28 protein-coding genes and 1 riboswitch are annotated in these 21,207 nt (G+C 35.0%); of the genes, 5 read left to right on the top strand and 23 right to left on the bottom strand.

The features are described from left to right. Positions 1–96: 96 nt before the first annotated feature. Positions 97–750 (bottom strand): reverse transcriptase-like protein, encoded by a 654-nt coding sequence (locus BN1372_RS06305; RefSeq protein ID WP_062197994.1) that lies wholly within the window; start codon positions 748–750, stop codon positions 97–99. A 104-nt stretch (positions 751–854) separates the two neighbouring features. Here BN1372_RS06305 and metA point away from each other — a divergent pair, with 104 nt between their 5' ends. Beyond that, the gene (gene metA / locus BN1372_RS06300; RefSeq protein WP_062197993.1) at positions 855–1,769 is read left to right on the top strand and encodes a homoserine O-acetyltransferase MetA; all 915 of its coding nucleotides are present in this window, start codon (positions 855–857) and stop codon (positions 1,767–1,769) included. A 14-nt stretch (positions 1,770–1,783) separates the two neighbouring features. On the opposite strand, the gene BN1372_RS06295 is transcribed toward metA, so the two are convergent. Beyond that, on the bottom strand, positions 1,784–2,185 hold the full coding sequence (locus BN1372_RS06295) for a reverse transcriptase-like protein (protein WP_062197992.1): 402 nt from the start codon (positions 2,183–2,185) through the stop codon (positions 1,784–1,786). A 68-nt stretch (positions 2,186–2,253) separates the two neighbouring features. Between BN1372_RS06295 and BN1372_RS06290 the strand changes: the two genes are divergently transcribed. Together BN1372_RS06290 and BN1372_RS06285 are read left to right on the top strand one after the other, a co-directional pair. Further along, a complete protein-coding gene (locus BN1372_RS06290) occupies positions 2,254–3,168 on the top strand; it encodes a DMT family transporter (RefSeq protein WP_062197991.1) in 915 nt (304 codons plus the stop codon). 83 nt (positions 3,169–3,251) lie between these two features. Continuing rightward, positions 3,252–3,296, top strand: a riboswitch (PreQ1 riboswitch). 7 nt (positions 3,297–3,303) lie between these two features. Then, the gene (locus BN1372_RS06285) at positions 3,304–3,984 is read left to right on the top strand and encodes a queuosine precursor transporter (protein ID WP_062197990.1); all 681 of its coding nucleotides are present in this window, start codon (positions 3,304–3,306) and stop codon (positions 3,982–3,984) included. An 80-nt stretch (positions 3,985–4,064) separates the two neighbouring features. On the opposite strand, the gene wecB is transcribed toward BN1372_RS06285, so the two are convergent. From wecB to BN1372_RS06220, 13 genes are all read right to left on the bottom strand, one after another. After that, positions 4,065–5,204 (bottom strand): non-hydrolyzing UDP-N-acetylglucosamine 2-epimerase, encoded by a 1,140-nt coding sequence (gene wecB / locus BN1372_RS06280; protein ID WP_062197989.1) that lies wholly within the window; start codon positions 5,202–5,204, stop codon positions 4,065–4,067. Between the two features lie 182 nt (positions 5,205–5,386). Next, entirely contained in the window at positions 5,387–6,199 is an 813-nt protein-coding gene (locus tag BN1372_RS06275) for a DUF421 domain-containing protein (protein ID WP_062197988.1), read from the bottom strand. Positions 6,200–6,203: 4 nt separating this feature from the next. After that, complete coding sequence (locus tag BN1372_RS06270) at positions 6,204–6,410, bottom strand: hypothetical protein (protein ID WP_062197987.1); 207 nt, start codon at positions 6,408–6,410, stop codon at positions 6,204–6,206. Between the two features lie 10 nt (positions 6,411–6,420). Continuing rightward, positions 6,421–6,768, bottom strand: coding sequence for a stage V sporulation protein AE (gene spoVAE, locus BN1372_RS06265; RefSeq protein ID WP_062201143.1), 348 nt, complete (start codon positions 6,766–6,768; stop codon positions 6,421–6,423). An 11-nt stretch (positions 6,769–6,779) separates the two neighbouring features. Continuing rightward, positions 6,780–7,787: a stage V sporulation protein AD gene (spoVAD, locus tag BN1372_RS06260; protein WP_230198804.1), complete on the bottom strand. Its 1,008-nt coding sequence runs from the start codon at positions 7,785–7,787 to the stop codon at positions 6,780–6,782. Continuing rightward, on the bottom strand, positions 7,787–8,263 hold the full coding sequence (spoVAC, locus tag BN1372_RS06255; protein ID WP_062197985.1) for a stage V sporulation protein AC: 477 nt from the start codon (positions 8,261–8,263) through the stop codon (positions 7,787–7,789). Before spoVAC ends, spoVAD begins: the two co-directional genes overlap by 1 nt. 11 nt (positions 8,264–8,274) lie before the next feature. After that, complete coding sequence (locus tag BN1372_RS06250; protein WP_187118398.1) at positions 8,275–8,625, bottom strand: YhcN/YlaJ family sporulation lipoprotein; 351 nt, start codon at positions 8,623–8,625, stop codon at positions 8,275–8,277. A gap of 86 nt (positions 8,626–8,711) precedes the next feature. Then, entirely contained in the window at positions 8,712–8,921 is a 210-nt protein-coding gene (locus BN1372_RS06245) for a DUF1657 domain-containing protein (protein WP_062197983.1), read from the bottom strand. 94 nt (positions 8,922–9,015) lie between these two features. Continuing rightward, positions 9,016–9,471 carry a Na(+)/H(+) antiporter subunit B gene (locus BN1372_RS06240; RefSeq protein WP_062197982.1) on the bottom strand — a complete coding sequence of 152 codons (456 nt, stop codon included), beginning with the start codon at positions 9,469–9,471 and terminating at the stop codon, positions 9,016–9,018. Positions 9,472–9,489: 18 nt separating this feature from the next. Further along, positions 9,490–10,212 (bottom strand): cytochrome c biogenesis CcdA family protein, encoded by a 723-nt coding sequence (locus BN1372_RS06235; RefSeq protein WP_062197981.1) that lies wholly within the window; start codon positions 10,210–10,212, stop codon positions 9,490–9,492. A 74-nt stretch (positions 10,213–10,286) separates the two neighbouring features. Beyond that, positions 10,287–10,493: a copper chaperone CopZ gene (copZ, locus tag BN1372_RS06230; RefSeq protein ID WP_062197980.1), complete on the bottom strand. Its 207-nt coding sequence runs from the start codon at positions 10,491–10,493 to the stop codon at positions 10,287–10,289. A gap of 27 nt (positions 10,494–10,520) precedes the next feature. Continuing rightward, a complete protein-coding gene (locus BN1372_RS06225) occupies positions 10,521–12,929 on the bottom strand; it encodes a heavy metal translocating P-type ATPase (protein WP_062197979.1) in 2,409 nt (802 codons plus the stop codon). A gap of 12 nt (positions 12,930–12,941) precedes the next feature. Next, a complete protein-coding gene (locus BN1372_RS06220) occupies positions 12,942–13,265 on the bottom strand; it encodes a metal-sensing transcriptional repressor (RefSeq protein ID WP_062197978.1) in 324 nt (107 codons plus the stop codon). Between the two features lie 241 nt (positions 13,266–13,506). Here BN1372_RS06220 and BN1372_RS06215 point away from each other — a divergent pair, with 241 nt between their 5' ends. Further along, positions 13,507–13,707, top strand: a complete 201-nt coding sequence (locus tag BN1372_RS06215; protein WP_062197977.1) for an aspartyl-phosphate phosphatase Spo0E family protein — start codon at positions 13,507–13,509, stop codon at positions 13,705–13,707. A gap of 32 nt (positions 13,708–13,739) precedes the next feature. Here the strand turns inward: BN1372_RS06215 and BN1372_RS06210 are convergent, their stop codons facing one another. The 8 genes from BN1372_RS06210 to yneA all read right to left on the bottom strand — a co-directional run bounded on the left by BN1372_RS06210 (position 13,740) and on the right by yneA (position 20,421). Continuing rightward, positions 13,740–13,952 carry a YneF family protein gene (locus BN1372_RS06210; protein WP_062197976.1) on the bottom strand — a complete coding sequence of 71 codons (213 nt, stop codon included), beginning with the start codon at positions 13,950–13,952 and terminating at the stop codon, positions 13,740–13,742. An 88-nt stretch (positions 13,953–14,040) separates the two neighbouring features. Next, positions 14,041–14,484, bottom strand: a complete 444-nt coding sequence (sirA, locus tag BN1372_RS06205) for a sporulation inhibitor of replication protein SirA (protein ID WP_062197975.1) — start codon at positions 14,482–14,484, stop codon at positions 14,041–14,043. Positions 14,485–14,618: 134 nt separating this feature from the next. Continuing rightward, positions 14,619–16,616 (bottom strand): transketolase, encoded by a 1,998-nt coding sequence (gene tkt, locus BN1372_RS06200; RefSeq protein WP_325062679.1) that lies wholly within the window; start codon positions 16,614–16,616, stop codon positions 14,619–14,621. Between the two features lie 232 nt (positions 16,617–16,848). Continuing rightward, a complete protein-coding gene (locus BN1372_RS06195; protein ID WP_062197974.1) occupies positions 16,849–18,288 on the bottom strand; it encodes an NAD(P)/FAD-dependent oxidoreductase in 1,440 nt (479 codons plus the stop codon). Between the two features lie 247 nt (positions 18,289–18,535). Continuing rightward, positions 18,536–18,823, bottom strand: coding sequence for a HesB/YadR/YfhF family protein (locus BN1372_RS06190; protein WP_062197973.1), 288 nt, complete (start codon positions 18,821–18,823; stop codon positions 18,536–18,538). A gap of 97 nt (positions 18,824–18,920) precedes the next feature. Continuing rightward, on the bottom strand, positions 18,921–19,151 hold the full coding sequence (locus tag BN1372_RS06185) for a DUF896 domain-containing protein (protein WP_062197972.1): 231 nt from the start codon (positions 19,149–19,151) through the stop codon (positions 18,921–18,923). Positions 19,152–19,215: 64 nt separating this feature from the next. Next, on the bottom strand, positions 19,216–19,857 hold the full coding sequence (locus BN1372_RS06180) for a YneB family resolvase-like protein (protein WP_062197971.1): 642 nt from the start codon (positions 19,855–19,857) through the stop codon (positions 19,216–19,218). Positions 19,858–20,139: 282 nt separating this feature from the next. Next, on the bottom strand, positions 20,140–20,421 hold the full coding sequence (gene yneA, locus BN1372_RS06175) for a cell division suppressor protein YneA (RefSeq protein ID WP_062197970.1): 282 nt from the start codon (positions 20,419–20,421) through the stop codon (positions 20,140–20,142). Between the two features lie 156 nt (positions 20,422–20,577). On the opposite strand from yneA, the gene lexA reads away from it, so the two are divergent. Next, a complete protein-coding gene (lexA, locus tag BN1372_RS06170) occupies positions 20,578–21,195 on the top strand; it encodes a transcriptional repressor LexA (protein WP_062197969.1) in 618 nt (205 codons plus the stop codon). The last annotated feature ends 12 nt before the right edge of the window (positions 21,196–21,207 follow it).

Below are 21,207 nucleotides of genomic sequence, written 5' to 3'. Positions count from 1 at the left end.
TTAACTTAGTTATTAGTATAAATAAAAAAAAGAGTAAATGCAAGAAAAATGATTTTACGTTTCTCTACTGCTATATTTTACCCTGCTCCTTCTATTTTAAACCTCTACTTCTGCGCGAATCTCCTTTCCTTCTATCGCTAATCGAGCTAATTGGTCCGCTTCTTTATTCTCAGTGCGTTGTATATTTTCATAGTGTGCGTTTAATCCTAATTTTTTAATTTTTTCTTCTATTTTTTTAATCCAATATAAAAAATTTTGTTCATATACAGGCCATTCTCCATTCATTTGATTAATTACGACTAATGAGTCGCCACGAATGATAATCGGAATATGCTGGATTTGATATTCTTCTAATTTTACCAAACTAAAATATAAAGCAGCATACTCCGCTTCATTATTAGATGTCATATTTGTAAATATAGCATTTTCTCGCACTCGAAACCTTTTATTATGGATACGATAGTACATGACAAAGCCTATCCCGGCTTGCTTTTTGGCATGATTAAAATTACCATCAAAATAAATGACAATGTCATGCGGATTCTCTCTTTCTTTTTCAAACATTTTTAAAAAATCTTTTTTACGCCATGTTTGTTGCATTTCATCTTCAATATACACATCAGTCAGACGATATTTTTTTTCGACATACTTTAGGACAGCTAGTATTTGATTCGCATCTACTTCATTCGATTGCCATTCTATCTTTCCAATTGATTTGTTTTGTTCCGTCCATTTAATAATATACTTCATAGAATATCCCTTCTTTACAGAAATAGTATTTGATGATTTAGCAAAATAGCCATATAATAAAAAGATACAAAACAGATATGAAATTAAATAAGGGGGGTTGATGAGTGCCTATTAATATTCCAGCAAATTTACCGGCGCGTGAACAACTAGAACATGAAAATATCTTCGTTATGACAACAGATAGGGCCTATATGCAAGATATTCGTCCAATTAATATTGTTATTATGAATTTAATGCCTTTGAAAGAAAAAACGGAGACACAGCTCATGCGTCTATTGTCTAATACTCCACTTCAAGTAAATATTACACTCATTCATCCGGCTAGCCATGTGCCCAAAAATACACCTCAACAACATTTGAAATCATTTTACACAACATTTGAGGAAATTAAACACCGAAAATTTGATGGCATGATCATCACCGGCGCTCCAGTAGAAAAGTTCCCATTTGAAGAAGTAACATATTGGGAAGAATTGGTAAAAGTTATGGATTGGACAAAAACAAATGTGACAAGTACATTACACATTTGTTGGGGTTCTCAAGCAGGTCTTTACCACCATTTTAATATCCCAAAATACAAGCTAACAAAAAAATTATCCGGTGTTTTTACACATACGATTTCAAAAGAAGATAAAACACTTAAACTTTTACGTGGCTTTGATGATGAGTTTCGTGTCCCACATTCTCGTTATACCGAAGTAAAAAGAGAGGATATTGAAAAAGTACCTGAGTTAATGATATTATCTGAATCAGAAGAAGCAGGAGTAAATCTAGTTGCATCTAAAAATGGGAAACAAATTTTCTTGAGTGGACATCCGGAATACGATTGTTTCACCCTAAAAGAAGAATACATTCGTGACCGTGATAAAGGATTGAATCCAGAAATGCCTTGTCATTATTTCCCTGGAAATGATACAACACAAATACCTAAACATAATTGGCATTCTCATGCTTATCTATTATTCAGCAATTGGCTCAATTATTATGTATACCAAGAAACACCCTATGATTGGCAATGAAAAAGCACAGACCGTTATCTGTGCTTTTTCATTTGTCTACGAATTGCATGTTTTGCTAATTCATCTGCCTTTTTATTTTGAGATTCTGGAATCCATTTAATAAAAAATAAATCAAAGGATACAATCATTTCCATTGCTCGATCTACATATTGTTGAAAGTTTTGATTTTTTGCATATTGTCCATCAATTGCATCGGCTACAATGCGGGAATCTGTTCGAAATGAGACAACTTTATATTGATTTTTTGAACAAATTTCTAATGCGTGAAGTAATGCTTCAAATTCAGCTTCATGGTTAGACATAAACGGAATGGGAACGGACTCTGTTGCAAGTACACGCCCATCTTTAATAAAGATACCAATTCCACTTAATTTCGAACGATTAGCAGTAGCACCATCAATATATACTTCAATCACACGGGACGCTCCTTTATTTATTGATACCATTATTATACTATGTTCAAACAGAAAGAGATGTTCAAATTATGAAAAATTCCGTAATGAAAGCAGATTTTTTTTTATTGATTGTTGCCTTTATATGGGGCTCTACTTTTGTATTGGTGCAAAATGCCATTCAAGATTTGCCACCCTTCTCTTTTAATACGATTCGTTTTTTCCTAGCAAGTTTAACGATGCTTTTTGTGATGAAATTCGTACGACGTCCCATTTCTATTACGTGGTCTAAAAAAACGGTAATGTATGGCGTTTTATTGGGGGGTATGTTGCATCTAGGATATACGACACAAACAATCGCCCTCCTTTATTCTACTTCTTCAAAAGTAGGATTTATTACAGGATTAAATGTTGTGTTTGTTCCAATTATTTCTTTTTTATTTATGAAACAACGACCAGAACGGTATACCGTTCTTGGAATTATGATTGCGGTCATTGGGCTTTATTTTCTTACATTAGCAGATTCCTTTACCGTTGGACAAGGAGATTTTTTAGCGTTTATTTGTGCTATTTGTTTTGCCGCTCATATTGTATTTACTGGGAAATATGCTCCTTTTCATTCTATTTTTGTATTAACAATAGTTCAGCTATTAACTGTTTCTATATTAAGTTTCGTCAGTGCATTATGGACAGAATCAATCGATTACATCATCTTAACCAAATCTTCTGTTTGGATTGCGTTAGTGATTACAGCAATATTTGCCACTGCTTTAGCCTTTTTCTTACAAACACACTTTCAAAAACAAACAAAGCCAACTCATGTAGCGCTTATTTTCGCAACAGAACCTGTATTTGCGGCTATATTTGGAATGTTAGTTAATCATGAAGTACTTACTGGAAAAGCAGTCACTGGATGTGTCCTTATTTTTATTGGAATAATTTTAGCAGAACTTCCTATATCCGCAATTAAGCAATTTTTTCAACAAAAACGACGTAAAACGACGTAAATCATTTTTATTTGCTATCAATCGTAGTACAATACAGAAGTGAATATCTTTTGTCATTTGTTCTATTAAGTTATCCTAACTTCATATTCGCGGTTCGCAACATCCCGCGTTAACAAAACTAAGGAGGAACTCGTAATGATCATTATTTTTTTATGGATACTTATGTTTATTCTCACTTTTTCCTTAACGTTAGCTTGCTATCGTTTTTTTGGAAAGACAGGTTTATATGCTTGGATTTCCCTTGCTACTGTGTTAGCCAATTTACAAGTATTAAAAACAATTGAATTATTCGGGATTACGTTAACACTTGGAAACATTATGTATGGAACGACCTTTTTTATCATTGTTTTATTAAACGAAAAATACGGAGTAAAAGCAGCAAAAAAAGCTGTTTATTTAGGATTTTTTATCCTACTTGCTACAACGGTAATCATGCAAATTATTTTGCTTTTTCCACCACATCCAAATGATATTGCCCATGCACATTTAAAAGCTTTGTTTGGTTTATTACCAAGACTAGCCGTAGGTAGTATTGTTGGATATTATGCGAGCCATATGGTGAATGTTTCGTTATATCGTTTTTTCCAAACACGATACCCTGGTGAACATCATTTATGGATCCGTAATACAGGTAGTACATCGATTAGTCAATTAATCGATACGTTACTCTTTTGTTTGATTGCATTTTGGGGGCTTTATCCAATCGAAGTTTGGTTGGAAATTGTCATTACTACCTACGTGATGAAATGGTTAGTTGTTGTATTAGATAACCCATTTATTTACGTAGCAAAAAAAATGAAACCTTTAGATGACTAGATAAAAATTTTATTTTTAAACCGTTTTTTCCAAAGAAAAGCGTATCCAAACATCTCGGATACGCTTTTTTCTTATACAAATTAAAAATCCATTGGACGTGTCGTACGTTTGTTAAAATGATATAACAATACTTCTACGATCCGACGTGATGCTTCCCCATCCCCATATGGATTTGATGCTTTCGACATTTTTTCGTATGCTTCTTTATTCGTTAATAAGTCTTTTCCGTTTTGGTAAACTGTTTCTTCATCGGTACCAACTAATTTTAACGTACCCGCCTTAATGCCTTCTGGACGTTCTGTTGTATCACGCAATACGAGAACAGGAACACCTAGAGAAGGCGCTTCTTCTTGAACTCCCCCTGAATCTGTCATAATCATGTAGCTTCGTGCAGCAAAGTTATGAAAATCAACAACATCTAATGGTTCAATTAAATGAATACGATCATGATTTCCTAAAAATTTGTCGGCTGTTTCTCGTACAACAGGGTTTAAATGAACAGGATACACTACTTGTAAGTCATCATGTTCTTCTACTAAACGACGGATTGCACGAAACATATTTTCCATCGGTTTTCCTAAGTTTTCACGGCGATGTGCCGTTACTAATAACAAGCGATCGTTTCCGATTTTATTTAAAATATCATGAGAATATGTATCTTTGACTGTTGTTTTTAACGCATCAATCGCAGTATTTCCCGTAATAAAAATAGTTACTTCCTTCTTATTTTCTACTAATAAGTTTTGTTTAGATTGATTTGTTGGTGAAAAGTGCAGATCTGCCATAACACCAGTTAATTGACGATTCATTTCTTCTGGAAATGGCGAATACTTATTCCACGTACGAAGCCCTGCTTCTACATGCCCAATCGCAATTTGATTATAAAATGCGGCAAGCGATGCAACGAATGTTGTAGACGTATCCCCATGAACAAGCACAATATCAGGTTGCGCTTCCTTCATTACTTGATCTAATCCTTCTAATGCTCTCGTTGTTACATCAATTAACGTTTGTCTACTTTTCATAATGTTTAAATCGTAATCTGGTGTAATTTGAAAAATGTCCAGCACTTGGTCTAACATTTCACGATGTTGAGCAGTAACAGTTACAATTGACTCGATTTCTTCTGGATATTTATTTAATTCTAGAACAAGGGGCGCCATTTTAATTGCTTCTGGTCTTGTTCCAAAAATCGTCATAACTTTTATTTTTTGCTTCATGTATTTCTCCTCATCTTTCTATTTTTATTTTCATTTTGTTCGGTTACCTTTTATTATGACATACTTTTATAAAAGAAAACAATTGCTCATGTAAGAGAGCTATTCGTAAGCGCATAACATATGCATAAAAAGAATTGTCCCTTGAACGAAGAACAATTCTTTTTTCTAGTATTTATATTCCTTTATTCCCCAAAGACAGGCGGTAGTTTTTTTAATATTTGACTATCTAGATGTTTCGAGAACTTTGCATACATTTCTTTCGTCTCTTTATGCTCTGTTTCAAGTGAATAGGATTCTAAATCGGCAATCGTCTTTTTTAATAACGTAATTAATTGTTCCTTTCGTGTATCAGAAGGAACATCAAGGGCGTCATCATACAAATCGACATGAAGGGAGCCATAATCGTCTATTTGTCCTAAAAACACATTATCTAAAGCAATACCTTGTTTATTTAGTTGAAGTATCACATCTCGTCTATTCAAGCCTCTTTTCGCTAATTCTCCGTCTTGTATTTCTCCTTGTTGAATGACTGTAATAAATTCATCTTTTGCATCGCTCGGTAATACACTGATTTCCCCCGCTTGGTCCATATACACCCGCTTTAAAGTAGCAATGTTAAAATGACCTTTTTGTCGCAAAGAAGCTAATAATGTATCGATTGGCAAGTTGATTCGTTTCAACTCATCTTCTAAAATTTTCCCCTCCTTAATAACCACTGTTTCTTTTCCACTATACCAATGAAAAAATGCCGTAGAACGTATATTTATCCAATTCAATACAAAGGGAAAAATACTCCAAAATAAAAGGAAAATAAAGGTAAATAAAAACGGTCTAGCAGTGTGAAAAATATAATCAAAGGAAAATAAAGCAATCATGAGAATTGAAATAGCATGAATGAAATTCATACGGGCAATTGATTGTGGGAGTAAAAACTTTCGAATCAAAACGAATAAAATAGCCATGATGAGTGCTCTCCATAATAAACTCCATATCATCTTATCACACTCCTTTATATTGTGGTTCTTCCCTCTCCATTTGTTTCACACGTTCATCTACTTCTATAATCATCTTTTCTATTTCAGAACTTGACTGTTTAAAAAAGGTATAATCTTCTTGTTTTTGTGCGTAATGCATCATATCACTTAACATCGCTTCTAATGTTTTCAATTGAGCTAACGTTTGCTTCACTTTGGTTCCAACAGTCATGTTACTCCTCCTATCCTTTCGGTTTAAATAATAAAGCGCCAATAAAAGCAAAAACAATCGCAGCGGATATACCGGAACTTGTTACCTGGAACATCCCTGTTAATACACCGATCAAACCGTATTTTTCGGCATCCACCATTGCACCATGAGTTAACGAGTGCCCAAAACTAGTGATAGGAACCGTAGCTCCAGCTCCGGCAAAGTAAATAAGCGGCTCATAAAGATTAAAAGCAGATAAAATAGCTCCACTAACAACAAAAATACTTAACATATGAGCAGGTGTTAATTGAAACAAATCCATTATCAACTGCCCAATAACGCAAATCAGTCCACCAACGACAAACGCCCAAAAATAAATTTCCACTTTTATCACCTTCCACTTTCAATCGCTACTGCATGTGCTATACACGGAATTGTTTCATTTTGCTGATAAGTTAATGGACTATGTAAAGCCCCTGTCGCAACGACTAACATGTTATTCCATTCTTTCTTTTTTAGTTTTTGCAACAAATGTCCATATACAACCGTTGAACTACAAGCAGCACCGCTTCCTCCTGAAAGAACTGGTTGTCCTTCGTCGTAAATAAGTAACCCGCAATCAAGAAAGCGCTCAGGTGGTATATGAATTCCATGTTTATGAAGTAAATCCAAGGCGACTTCTCTACCAATCTGACCTAAATCACCGGTCACAATGTAATCATAATCCTCAAACGATTGCTTTAAATTTCGTAAGTGTCGTTGGATGGTGTCTACAGCTGCAGGCGCCATTGCACCACCCATATTAAAAGGGTCAGATATTTTCATATCGACCACTTTCCCAATCGTGGCCGATGATACAATTGGACCTTTTCCATTTAAAGAAACAACACAAGCACCTGCCCCCGTGACGGTCCATTGTGCAGTAGGTGGTTTTTGTCCACCATATTCGGTCGGATAACGAAACTGCTTTTCAACAGCCGCATTATGGCTTGAAGCACCAGTTAAAATATAGTTTGCTCCTAAATGATCTATGATAAAGCTCGATAACGCTAATCCTGCCATCGACGTCGCACAAGCTGAGAATAGACCGAAAAATGGAATTTGCATCGATCGAGCAGCAAAATTAGAAGGGGTAAGTTGATTCATTAAATCTCCAGCAAAAAGAATTTGAATATCTGTTTTTTGTAATCCCGCTTTTTCTAACGCAATTTCACATGCATCTTCCCATAATTTTTTATGTGCTTTTTCATAAGAGTCTTCATTTAACCATAAATCTTCATAGAGACGATCAAAATCTTCTGCTAAGGGACCATTTCGTTCAAATGGACCGCCAACTGTACCCGTAGAAATAATTTTAGGCTGTTTTTGAAAAATCCAAGTTGCTTTCTTTTTATCCACTACAATCCTCCCCACATCGTTAATATGGTTTTTATGACGGCTATGACAAACGCAGAAAATACCCCGAACAAAATAACCGACCCAGCTAACTTAAACATATTTCCACCGACACCTAATACGAATCCTTCGGTACGATGTTCAATCGCGGCAGAAATAACAGCATTCCCAAAGCCCGTAACAGGAACAGCACTTCCTGCACCAGCAAATTGACCAATTCGATCATATACACCAAATCCCGTTAACAGCATAGCTATAAATATTAGAATCGCTACGGTCGGATTTCCGACATTTTTTTCTGTAAACGTAAAATAGGTCATCAGAAAAATTTGAATCGCTTGCCCAATCGTACAAATGAATCCACCGACCAAAAATGCTTTGATACAGTTTTTCAAAATCGGACGTTTCGTTTCCCTGTTTTTTTGAAATCGTTGGTACATCTGCTCTGTTAACGTCCATTTTTTCGCTTGTTTTCCCATCTATACCCCCCCTATTTTCTCGACATTAAAACGACAATTGCTTGAAACGCTTCTTCTGCTTCGTTTCGCGAAACAGATTGCCTTTCCAGATGATTTGCTAACTTTTTGGTTTCTATAAAAATTTTATAATCGCTAGATACATACAGATGATCTACCTTCATTTCTTCTTTTAATCTTTTTTTTACTCGTTTTTCAATAGAATCCCGTTTCCATTTATCCCATTGTTTTAACTGAATAGCTACGATTAAGCGGCCGTGCAAATCGACTGCTTCTATCTCCTTAAAATCCCCTAACGTTTCCGTTTTTTTCTTTGCTTCGTTAGCCATCGTTTGATCTATTTTTCCCTCTTGTTTCTCGGTCAATAATTGATTATGCTGACATCCGATAACGAACAAAATAGTAAGGATTACGTATACGTAACGCATATGAAAAAAGGCAAGGTTACAGGTCAACCTTGCTGATTATACTGCGGCTCTTCTTGTTGGATGTCTTTTAAACGTTGATTGACCGTATCAACAATTTGTTGTGTATCTTGTGCTGCTTGTTGAAACATTTGTTTCGCTTGCTTATTATCTGTTGCTAACGCAAATGTTTCTAAACTCGCTTGCGCACTTTTTAAACTAGCTAATGTTTGCTGTACATTTGTTACGACTGTCATTTTTTCTTACCTCCTATAATCATGACGTTCGCTTTTAATATGCGCAATAGTTCAAAAAGTATGTTCAAAAAAAAACAAAAAAGAAGTCGTTCTTTTATTTTTGAACGACTTCTTTTCTATCTGTTTTATCTTCAGCAATGGCCATAATAATCAACATAGCGACCCCTACAACGGTCACATATACACCTAAATCAAATAATAACGCTGTCGTTAACTCGATATCACCAAAAAAGGGGACATACACATGTGCAAACGTATGACTTAAAAAAGGAACCCCAAAGAAAAATGATCCTGATGCTGTTACTAGGGCAATTAAAATTCCAATCACAATGACTGTATTAGCTTCGATTTTAAATACTCGTTTTAATACATCAATTCCATAAGCAAGAAAGATGAGCGAAAAACCACTAGCAGCTACCAATCCACCCACAAATCCGCCACCTGGTGCATTGTGCCCAGCAAAAAATAAGGCGAGCGAAAAACCGAAAATGATAAATACTACAATGTTTGTCATCATCCGTAAAATTAAATCATTTGTTTTATATTTCATCTCAACCACTCCCTTCGATCAAAATCCTGTAAATCCTCCAAATAACGAACTTAAAAAGGAAGTAAACTTTGCCATCCAATTAAAATATAACATAATACCGGTGAATATCATTAAGAAACCACCGATTTTCATAATTTTTTCACTATACTTTTTAATCCAATTTAATTTTCCAACGAAAAAGGATAAAATAAAAAATGGAATTGCAAAGCCTAACACATAAAATAGCATATATAAAACCGCTTTGTTAGGAGCTGTTGCACCTAGTGCTACAACAGATGCTAAAATAGGTCCCATACAAGGAGTCCAACCAGCTGCAAATCCCATCCCAATTAAAACAGAACCAATATATCCTGAGGGACGATTTTTGAATTCCATTTGTTTATTTTTCATTAAAAAAGATGGTTGAATCCATCCAACAATAACAAAACCAAAGAACAAAATTAAAATGGCACCAATTTGACGAATCAAATCTTGATTATTCATAATCATTGCGTTTAACGCATTACCTAAAAATTGCGTTGCAAGTCCTACAACACCAACATAAATAATAGAAAAACCGATCAAAAAGAAAACAGTATGTAAAAATGCTCTTTTTTGTAGCATCATATTTTCTTCTTGTAGTTTGTTTACGCTAATCCCTGTAATATACGAAAGAAAAATAGGATATAACGGTAATGTACATGGTGATAAAAAAGATAATAATCCAGCGCCAAAAACTAAAAATAAATTAATATCTTGCATCTTATTACCCCCCTTGGTTTATTGTACAAAAAATATAGATAAAAGAAAATAAAAGAGCGGAAAAATCCGCTCTTTTATTTTACGTCATATCCTTGATCTTCAATCGATTCCTTCATTTGTTCCATTGTCACATCTTTTTCTTCGAATTGGACATCTACTGTTTTAGAAGCTAGAGAAACCGCTACATCTACTACTCCAGGTAAAGATTGTAATGCTTTTTTAACAGATGCCTCACAATGGCCACATGACATACCTTCTACTTGTAATGTTACTTGTTTCATCGTTTATTCCCTCCATTCTAACTCATGTTATAACTTCACACGTTTTAAACGTAAACTATTTAATACAACAGACACGGAACTAAATGCCATCGCCGTTCCTGCTATCCATGGTGCAAGAAGACCAAAGGCTGCGACCGGAATACCAATCACATTATAAATAAACGCCCAAAATAAATTTTGACGAATATTGCGCATTGTGTACTTGCTTAACGAATATGCTTTTACTAATTGATGCAACTCCCCACTCACGAGCGTAATGTCACTTGCTTCTATCGCGATGTCCGTTCCTGTTCCAATCGCTACACCAATATCTGCCGTACTTAACGCTGGAGCATCATTTAATCCGTCTCCAACCATTGCGACTGCCTTTCCTTCATTTTGAAGTTTTTTTACTATCGTTGCTTTTTCTTTCGGCAACACATTGCTATATACATTTGCTTTCTCAATACCTGCCTGTATGGCAATCGTTTCTGCGGTTTGGTAATTATCTCCCGTAATCATATACGGTGTCATACCCTGTTTTTTTAATGTTTGAATAACTTCTTTTGCTTCTTGTTTAATTATATCGCTAACTGCAATAATGGCAAAAAGTTCTCCCGCAGAACCAGCAAACATTACTGTTTTTCCTTGTTTTTCGAGATGTTCTACTCGTTTCCACTCACTTGTAATATCTATTGCATGTTTTTCCATCAACGCTTTTGTACCGATTACTATCGTCTGATCTCCGTAGCAGGCTTCTAAACCGTATCCCGGTAATGCAGTAAAAGAATCAATAACGATAGATGAAACTCCTTTTTTTTCTCCATATTGACTAATCGCTTTTGCTAATGGATGTTCAGAAGCATTTTCCGCACCAATAATGATAGATTTTGTTCCTTCCTTATATTCTAGCCAATCAGTGACAACTGGTTTTCCTTCTGTAATTGTTCCCGTTTTGTCGAATAAAATGGCATTTACTTTTTCAAATCGTTCTAAATATTCGCCACCTTTCATTAATACACCGTGTTTCGCACCTAATCCTGTTCCAACCATAATTGATGTTGGAGTTGCTAAACCTAACGCACAAGGACACGCGATAACTAAAACAGCAATCGCCGTTTCTAATGCTTTTGGTAAATCATGTGGCGTTAAAAAGAAATACCAAGTAACAAAGACAATGCAACTAATGGAAACGACGATAGGCACAAAATAACTAGAAATCGTGTCTGCATAACGTTGTATAGGCGCTTTCTTTAATCCTGCTTCCCGAACAATCCGAATAATGCCGGATAATACTGTTTGGCTCCCTACATTTGTTGCTTTCATAATAAAGCGACCTTGTCCGTTTATGGTTGCACCGATTACTTTATCTCCTGCATTTTTCGTAACAGGAATGGCTTCCCCAGAAATCATTGATTCATCAACCGAAGAAATTCCTTCGATGACAATTCCGTCTACCGGAATCTTTTCTCCTGGTTTTACAACTAACATGTCGCCTCCGCGTACCATTTCGATTTTTATTTTCTTTTCTTGTCCATCTTTCAAAAGGGTTGCTTCTTTAGCAGACAAATTCATTAACGCAGACACTGCTTCTGTCGTTTTGCCTTTTGCTTTTGCTTCTAAATATTTTCCAACTAAAATTAACGTAATTAACATAGCACTTGTTTCAAAATACAAATGCGGGGCATAAGTGCTGTCTAGCGACCGTTTTACTGCTTCGTACACACTATAAAAATAAGCGCTAGATGTACCAAGTGCAACTAGTACATCCATATTCGCACTTTTATTACGAAGCGCTTTGTATGCACCACTATAAAATTTTGCACCGATGATAAACTGGACAGGAGTAGCAAATAAAAATTGTACCCAAGGTTGCATTAGAAATGCTAGTAACGCATGATGTTTCATAAAAGGCAAATGCCCAAGCATCGTATAAAATAACGGAATTGTTAATAGTATCGATGCAATTAATTGTCTTTTTTTTCTCGTTAATTCTTTTTCCTTAAACGTTCTTTTTTCCTTTTCTTCTAATGTTTCTTGTGCATCATACCCTAGTTTTTTTATTTTTTCTATTATCTGTTGTGATGTGACAGACCCTGGATAATATTCAACCGTCGCCGTTTCTGCTGCTAAGTTGACAACTACATCATCCACACCGTCCATTTTATTTAACACCTTTTCAATTCTTGTTGAACAGGCTACACAAGTCATGCCAAAAATATCAAGGTCTACTTTTTCTTTCACCACTTGATAACCTAGGTCCATTATTTTTTTTTCAATCTCTTCTGGTTGAATCTCCGCTGCATCAATTGTAATCGATGCATTTTCTAAAGCTAAGTTAACAGTCGCTTCTTCTACTCCGTCCATTTTATTTAACACTTTTTCTATTCTTGTCGAACAGGCTGCACAAGTCATTCCTGCAATTCCAATCTGCATCTGTTTTTTCTGTTTGTTCATTATTGTGCCTCCTTACTTTGAAACTTGTTCAATGACCCTCATTAATTCCTCTAAGATGTCTTCTTGCTCTCCATTTTTAATGGCATCCGTCACACAAGAATTCGTATGTTGCTTTAACAAATGAAGTTCCACTTTTTTCAAGGCTGCACGTATGGCGCTTATTTGAATCATAATATCGACACAATAACGATCATCTTCGACCATATTTTGAATCCCGCGAACTTGCCCTTCTATCCGTTTTAAACGGTTTACTAATTGTTTTTTTTCCACTTCTTGTCTTTTAACATGTTTAACCGGTTGTAATTCAATTGGTAGCTCTTTTTTTGGTTTTTTCATTACCCCACCTCATTAAATACTATACCCCCCTATTGTATTTAAAGTCAAGAATAAACTATTTCAAAAAGAGATATTCAAAACTAGCTTAGACATTTCTTCCTAAAAATTTGAAATATTTTTCATTTTCCCTAAATACAGATTGACATTTTTTTAAAAGGATGTATGATAAATGTAACTTTGCTTATTGCTTCTTGAGTCTATATGAAATAAAAAGAGAAAGAGTTAGAAAGGAACATTCACCGTGTATCTTATCCAACAATTACACAATGAAATTGAGAGGAAGCGAGCAGAATTAATCAACATGGGATTATCTTTGGGGTTAGATAATCAGCTCACGGTTCAATTTAGCCAAGAGTTAGATGACTTGTTAAATCAATATCAACAAATGAAAAGAACACCTAGACATACAAATGCTAGATATATACCTATCTATCATTCTTAGCATCAAAAAAAGACACTCAAAAGAGTGTCTTTTTATTTGATTTGACCGTTCATCGACTTCATCATTTGATTTACTTTCTTTTGTGATGGCTTTTGCCCCATTTGTGTTAGTAAAATACGAATCATTTGTTCATTAATTGGTGGATTTTTCTTTAAGTAATCCATCATATATTTGCGAGCTGCAAAAAATCCAATTGCAATACCAGCAATTAAAGCGAGGGTGCCCACAAGAATGTAGTTCCACATATTGCTTTTCCTCCTTCATTTCATCTAAAAATAGTGTACTAAATAGACATGGATTATACAAGACGGCACCGTAAAATTTTTTCACCTATTATTCATATACATATCGTTCTTTTTTCACTGGTTGTAACCAGCCACAACGTTCGTTTATAAAATCCATTGCTAAAAAGTAAGGACTAAACGTACGTATTTTTTCAAAAAAGAATAATTCCATTTCATAATTTCCATCTGCAGCTAATATCATAGCATTGGGCTCAATCGTTAATCGCGCCTTACTTTGTGCGGAGGATACTTCATGAATATATGATTGAACATGATAATCGGTTGTCCCTATACACTTTTCTCGTAAATATTGATGCAGTGATAATACAGGTATTTTTTCTGTAATATACGCGATTTGTTTTTGAAGCATAGAAAGATGTTCTTTTGATTTCGCTTTCATTGCCCCTTTAAATAAATCAAAAATAATATGTTCTTTCCCAAAGTAATCATACGCTACAATGGGATCCATTAAATAGATTTGATATTGTCGCACACAAAAGTCCCCCTTGTCCGTTAACTATTTAAGGCAAGTATAGCCTACTCGTATAAAAATAGTTGTCTGATGGTGGAGCAAGGGGACACTAGTTTTGTCGATTTGAAAATTCTTATCGATATTTTTTTACAATTTTAGTTATGCGCAAGCAACTCTTTGACCTTTTTCACTACATTCGCAACGGTAAAACCGTACTTTTCCATCACCGTATTACCTGGAGCACTTGCGCCAAATTTATCAATCGTTAATAAGTCACCATCTATACCTACATATTTGTGGAATCCAAATGATGCACCCATTTCAATTCCTAAACGTTTTGTAATAGCACGTGGTAGTACACTTTCTTTATATTCAGCACTTTGTTGATCAAAACGATCCCAACTTGGCATACTGACTACTTGAACAAAAATATTTTCTTTTTCTAATTCTTTTTGTGCTTCTATTGCCAGTGTTACTTCTGAACCAGATGCTAAAAGAAGAGCTGTAGGCGTTTCTTTCGCTCCACTAATAACATAAGCACCTTTTTTTACACCTTCATATGCTTTTTCTTTCGTTCCTTCAATCGTAGGTAACCCTTGACGAGTAAGCACTAACGCATGTGGTGTTTTTTCTGATTCTAAAGCTAAACGCCATGCAGCTACTGTTTCATTGGCATCCGCTGGACGAATGACAGAAAGATTCGGCATTGAACGTAATGCAGCTAAATGTTCGATTGGCTCGTGCGTCGGGCCATCTTCTCCTACTGCAATACTATCATGTGTAAACACATACGTAACGGGAACGTTCATTAGGGCACTTAACCGAATCGCTGGGCGAACATAATCTGAAAAAACGAAGAAAGTAGCTCCAAATGGTTTTACCCCACCGTGAAGAGCCATTCCATTAATAGCTGTACCCATAGCAAATTCACGAACACCAAACCACACATTACGACCTGCATATTGATTTGGTAAAAAGTCTTGTTCCTTTTTCATTAACGTTTTGTTCGAAGAAGCTAAATCAGCGGAACCACCAAAAATTTGTGGAACTGCTTCACTTAACGCATTAATCACTTTGCTTGAAGCGTCTCGAGTAGCTAATTTATCGCCGAGTTCAAAAGTTGGTAATTTTTCCTCGTAGCCTATTGGTAATGTACCATCCACAGCTTGTTTTAGCTGAGAAGCAAGTGCTGGATACGCTTGTTCATATGCTTTAAACAATTCGTTCCATTGTTCTTCTGCTTTTCTGCCTCGTTCACATACATTTACTTTAAAATCTGCATACACTTCTTTTGGTACTTGAAATGGTTCATGTGTCCAACCGTAGGATGCTTTTGTTAGAACTACTTCTTCTATTCCTAGTGGAGAACCGTGAGAAGCTGATTTTCCTGATTTATTCGGCGAACCAAACCCAATTGTTGTTTTTACTTCTATTAATGTAGGTTTGGATGTTTCTTTTTGTGCTTCTTCAATAGCACGTGTAATTGCTGCTACATCATTGCCATCTTCTACATAGATTACTTGCCATCCATATGCTTGAAAGCGATCTTTCACACTTTCAGAAAATGCCATATGTAAATCGCCATCAAGGGAAATATCATTCGAATCATAAAGTACAATTAATCGTCCTAGTTGTAAATGTCCTGCTAGTGAAGCTGCCTCATGCGAAACACCTTCCATTAAATCGCCATCCCCACAGATTGCATATGTAAAATGATCTACTAGTGGAAAGTTCTCTTTGTTATATGTCGCTGCTAAATGACGTTCTGCCATCGCCATACCAACTGCCATTGAAATCCCTTGACCAAGAGGACCAGTAGTTGCATCGACACCTTCTGTATGACCAAATTCAGGATGTCCTGGTGTCTTACTACCCCATTGACGGAAATTTTTCAAATCATCCATTGATACATTAAAACCAGATAAGTGAAGTAAACTATACAACAGCATTGAACCATGACCTGCACTTAATACAAAACGGTCACGATTAAACCATGAAGCATTTTTAGGATTTACCGTTAAGAAATTTGTCCATAACGAATAAGCCATAGGTGCTGCACCCATCGGCATTCCTGGATGTCCAGAATTTGCTTTTTCGATACTATCAATACTTAATGTACGAATCGTATTAATAGACAAGTTTTCAATTGACATATTATTCATCCTTTCATCGCTCAAAAAAATCATATACTTTTATCATGATAAACATTTATGGACAAGAATACAAGGACAATGAAAACACTCTCATACAAAAAAAATTTATAAAAACCATTGTTAGCCGCCATTATATAGGAGATATGTTCATTCCTTAAGGAAAATCCAACTAGTGACACTAACAGGAGATTGTTTTACCTTCCTTTTTCATCAAGCAATTTTATGTCTTTTTTTATTTTGATAACTTTTCAGAAATATTTCGGGCAATCCATACCCCACATGCACTTGCTTGCGCGAGCCCACGTGTAACACCAGCTCCGTCCCCACCAATATAAAGGCCTTGAATCTCAGATTCGAAATAGGAATTTAACTTTGGACGGGCAGAATAAAATTTTGCCTCTACTCCATAAAAAAGAGTATGCTCATTTGCAATCCCTGGTGTAACAGTATCCAATGCTTGAATCATCTCGTCTAAACTTTTTATCGTATTATAAGGAAGGACTAATCCTAAATCACCTGGAACAGCTTCTTTTAATGTGGGTTCGATAAACCCTTCTTTTATTCGTTTTGGTGTCGAACGACGACCTTTTATAAAATCCCCATAGCGTTGAATAATAATACTTCCATTTGATAAATGATTGGCCAATTGTGATACTTTATGGGCATATTCATTCGGTTCATGAAAAGGTTCGGTAAAAATATGGGATACGAGTAATGCAAAATTCGTATTGTTACTACCTAATGCTGGATCATTATACGCATGTCCATTTGCTAACATCGTTCCAGAATGGTTTTCCACAACTACATGTCCGCTAGGGTTACTACAAAAAGTTCGTACACGCGTTCCAACCGAAGAATTATACATAAATTTCCCTTCATATAAATGCTCGTTAATTTCTTGCATCACAATATTTGAAGTTTCTACTCGAACTCCAATATCCACTTGATTCGAAACTAATTGATACCGTCTCTTTCTTAATAAATCACTGAGCCAAATAGAACCATCTCGACCAGGTACAATTACCACTTTTTCCGCATGTACCGTTTCACGATGAACAAGTTCAATACCAATTATTCGTTCTTGTTCTTTCGTCTTTTCTGTTACGATGTCCACGACTTCGGTTTGATAACGCATATCTATTTTTTCTTTCAATACTTCATAAATTCGTTTTAATATTTTTATATTTTCTTCCGTTCCTAAATGTCTTACTTTCGACCGTAATAATTTTAATCCTACAGCATATGCTCGTTTTTCAATATCAGCAATTTCTTTTGTAGATGGGTCTGTTATATTTTCTGTTGCACCATATGCTAAATTGATACTGTCGACATAGTTGATTAATTCTTTTACTTGAGAAGATGGCAAATAATCAGTCATCCACCCCCCAAATTCACTTGTAATATTAAACTTTCCGTCAGAATAAGCCCCTGCACCACCAAATCCATTTGTAATCGAGCAAGCAGGTACACAGCCTGCAAATTCTTTTTTACGTGTTGCAGGTGGACATTTTATCGTCTTTTTTTCTAATATTGGGCAATGTCGTTGGTAAATATCATGTCCTTTATCAATTAAAAGGATGTGTAAATATGGGGCTTTTTCCAATAATTCATAACATGTAAAAATACCAGCTGGACCTGCACCAACAACTATTACATCATAGTGTTTCATCATTTGTTCCTCCATTATGTCTAAAAAACGATCTAAACGCTACATTATGATATGTTTTATAAATGAATCCCTTCATCTTATTCCTTTTTTTCTCTGTTATTAAACAAAAAAAGACTTGCCATTACAGCAAGTCTTTTTTCACTTTCTTCCAAAAAGTTATATAGCTTTAATCACAGTCTAGGGGAAAACACATGATTAAGGAATTAATATTGTCGACAACCCGACGAATTACTAATATTTGAAACGCGTATTAATCCATTAACCCTGGGGTATTGAATAATACACGGTCTTCACGTTGATTATAATCTAATGTCATATTGTTTACAAACCATTCATCATCAGGATTTACCAGAAATGTAATTCCCTCAATTTCTGCTTTGTAATCATCTTCACGAGGTTCATCACGCGTTACACCTAGCGAAAAACCAGATGAAGTTGCACCAGCATAACGTACAAATAATCGTAATGCATCTCCTTGCCCTAACTCCATTTCATCTTTGTACATTTTCACCGCCGCGTTTGTTATATGAAACTTCATAATTGAACACTCCTTAAGATTTGTTATATAACACAGTATACCATAATCTTTTTATATTGCAACAAAAAAACATCTAATTTTTTAAAATTAGATGTTTTTAATGCAAACCACTATTTCGTAGTGCTTTTATTGGCTGTGGAGTAACATCATTTCCGTTTGGATCAATTATTTTAACGGTACTTAACGAATTTTTCAATGAATTTCTAACGCCTTGAATATATAAATTTCTGAGTTCCGTTTGTTCTTCTTTTTCTTCTTTCGATAAACCTTCCGCTTTTTGTTTTCGTGCCAACTCATTAATGCGTTTAATTTGGTCATCTGAAACCATACTATCGCCTCCTCACTTTATCAAGATTGTCTTTCATTGTATCGAATTTTGTATAAAAAAACTACTATTTTTCTTTCTCATAATCTTGATAACGTCGATGAATAGTAGCTTTCGATACATCAAAACCCATACCTTTTAACGTTAGAGAGATATCATAAAATGTTAACCCTAAATGTCGCAATCGAATAATTTCTTCGATTGGTACATCTTTTTTATCTCTTCCACTATTAAGATGACGATTTTTTAAATTTTTTTCTGGTTCATATCCTTCTGCAACCGCTCGCTTCATTCCCCGTTTTATTTTCAAATTATGTATTTTTCGTTGATATTTTTCCACTACACTAACAATTTCTAAAACCATTTCTTCTGATTCAGATAATTTCATTTCTCCGTTATCTTGAACAGTATATAAGGAAATTCCGTCTTTTTTTAATGTATGATAAAGAGCAATTTTCGCATTTCCTCGCCCAAGTCGCGTATCATCTTGAACGAGTAAGACGTCAAATTCTTTCCTTTTTGCCATTTCCAAAAGATCCATCATTCCATCACGATCTACCTCATATCCACTAACTTGTTCTTTCACGACAGCTACGATGGACCAGCCTTGGCCTTTCGCTAATGTAGTCAATTCTTTTTCTTGACGTTCTAATGAAGTCACCTGTTCTTCCTTTTCTGTACTTACACGGCAATATATTACAACCCGCACATCTTACATCTCCATTTCTATTAATCAATCCTTATATAAATGATTTTTTTCCTTACTCTTCCATTTAAATTTATTGTTATAACATAATTATATTATCTTACTTTCCTTCCATATTGGGAAGAAAGAATCACATAGCCTTGAATAAAACAACAAATAGAAGAAACGTATAGTGGAAAAATAGCATTCTCATTTAATCAAGCTTTACGATACAATATTTTAGGTGCTTTTTTTTGTAGTTTTTTCGATTGCTATTCTTTCAAAAATGAAATCGTTTCGTATCATTTAGGAACCAGGAACGATAATCTCCTGTCCTGGATAAATCGTTGATTGTTGTAAATTATTTTTTTCCATTACCCAATCAATAAACTCCTCTTGGCTCATGCTTATTTTTTCTCTTTGATAAATCGACCATAAACTATCCCCTGACTCTACTATTATAATTTTATGGTTTGCTTGATTATTTACTTTCGCTTCTACCACAATAGAAAATGAGATAATACCGATAAAAATAAAACTAAATAATAAAATATGAATGATTGTTTTAAAAGAAAGTTGATTTGCCATTATGTTCACTCCCGAATATTTGTTCTTATTCACACATAATTATATACGAACATATATTCTTGTCAACATTAAAAATCGAACCTACGTTTGTCTTTTATTTTTCATAATGCTATAATAATAATTAGTAAAAAGTACTAGAAAAGAGAGGTGTCTTTCTTGAAAAAATTATCCCAGCGTCAATCCGATATTTTAACTTTCATAAAAAGAGAAGTAAAAGAAAAAGGGTATCCACCTTCTGTACGTGAAATTGCTGAAGCGGTCGGTTTAGCCTCTAGCTCAACCGTTCATGGTCACTTATCTCGACTAGAACAAAAAGGATTAATCAGACGTGACCCTACGAAACCAAGAGCAATTGAAGTTCTAGATGAAACGGATGTTGATATACCAAAAGAAGAAACAGTGAATGTACCCGTGATTGGAAAGGTAACAGCAGGACAACCAATTACTGCGATTGAAAATGTAGAAGAATTTATGCCACTCCCACAACGGTTTATTCACAGCGACGATGTATTTATGTTAATTGTTCAAGGCGAAAGTATGATAGAAGCAGGAATTTTAGATGGAGATTACGTTATTGTCCGTAAACAACCTACTGCAGAAAACGGAGATATTGTCGTTGCGATGACAGATGAAAATGAAGCAACGGTAAAACGGTTCTTTAAAGAAAATCACGTTTTCCGTCTTCAACCAGAAAACTCTACAATGGAACCAATTATTTTAACAAAAGTAACGATTTTAGGAAAAGTAATTGGCGTATTTCGTTCCTTACAATAAAACAGTCGAACG

Source organism: Massilibacterium senegalense (assembly GCF_001375675.1).
In the GTDB taxonomy this organism is placed as follows: Bacteria; Bacillota; Bacilli; order Bacillales; family Massilibacteriaceae; genus Massilibacterium; species Massilibacterium senegalense.
This window is presented reverse-complemented; position numbering and strand designations above follow the sequence as displayed.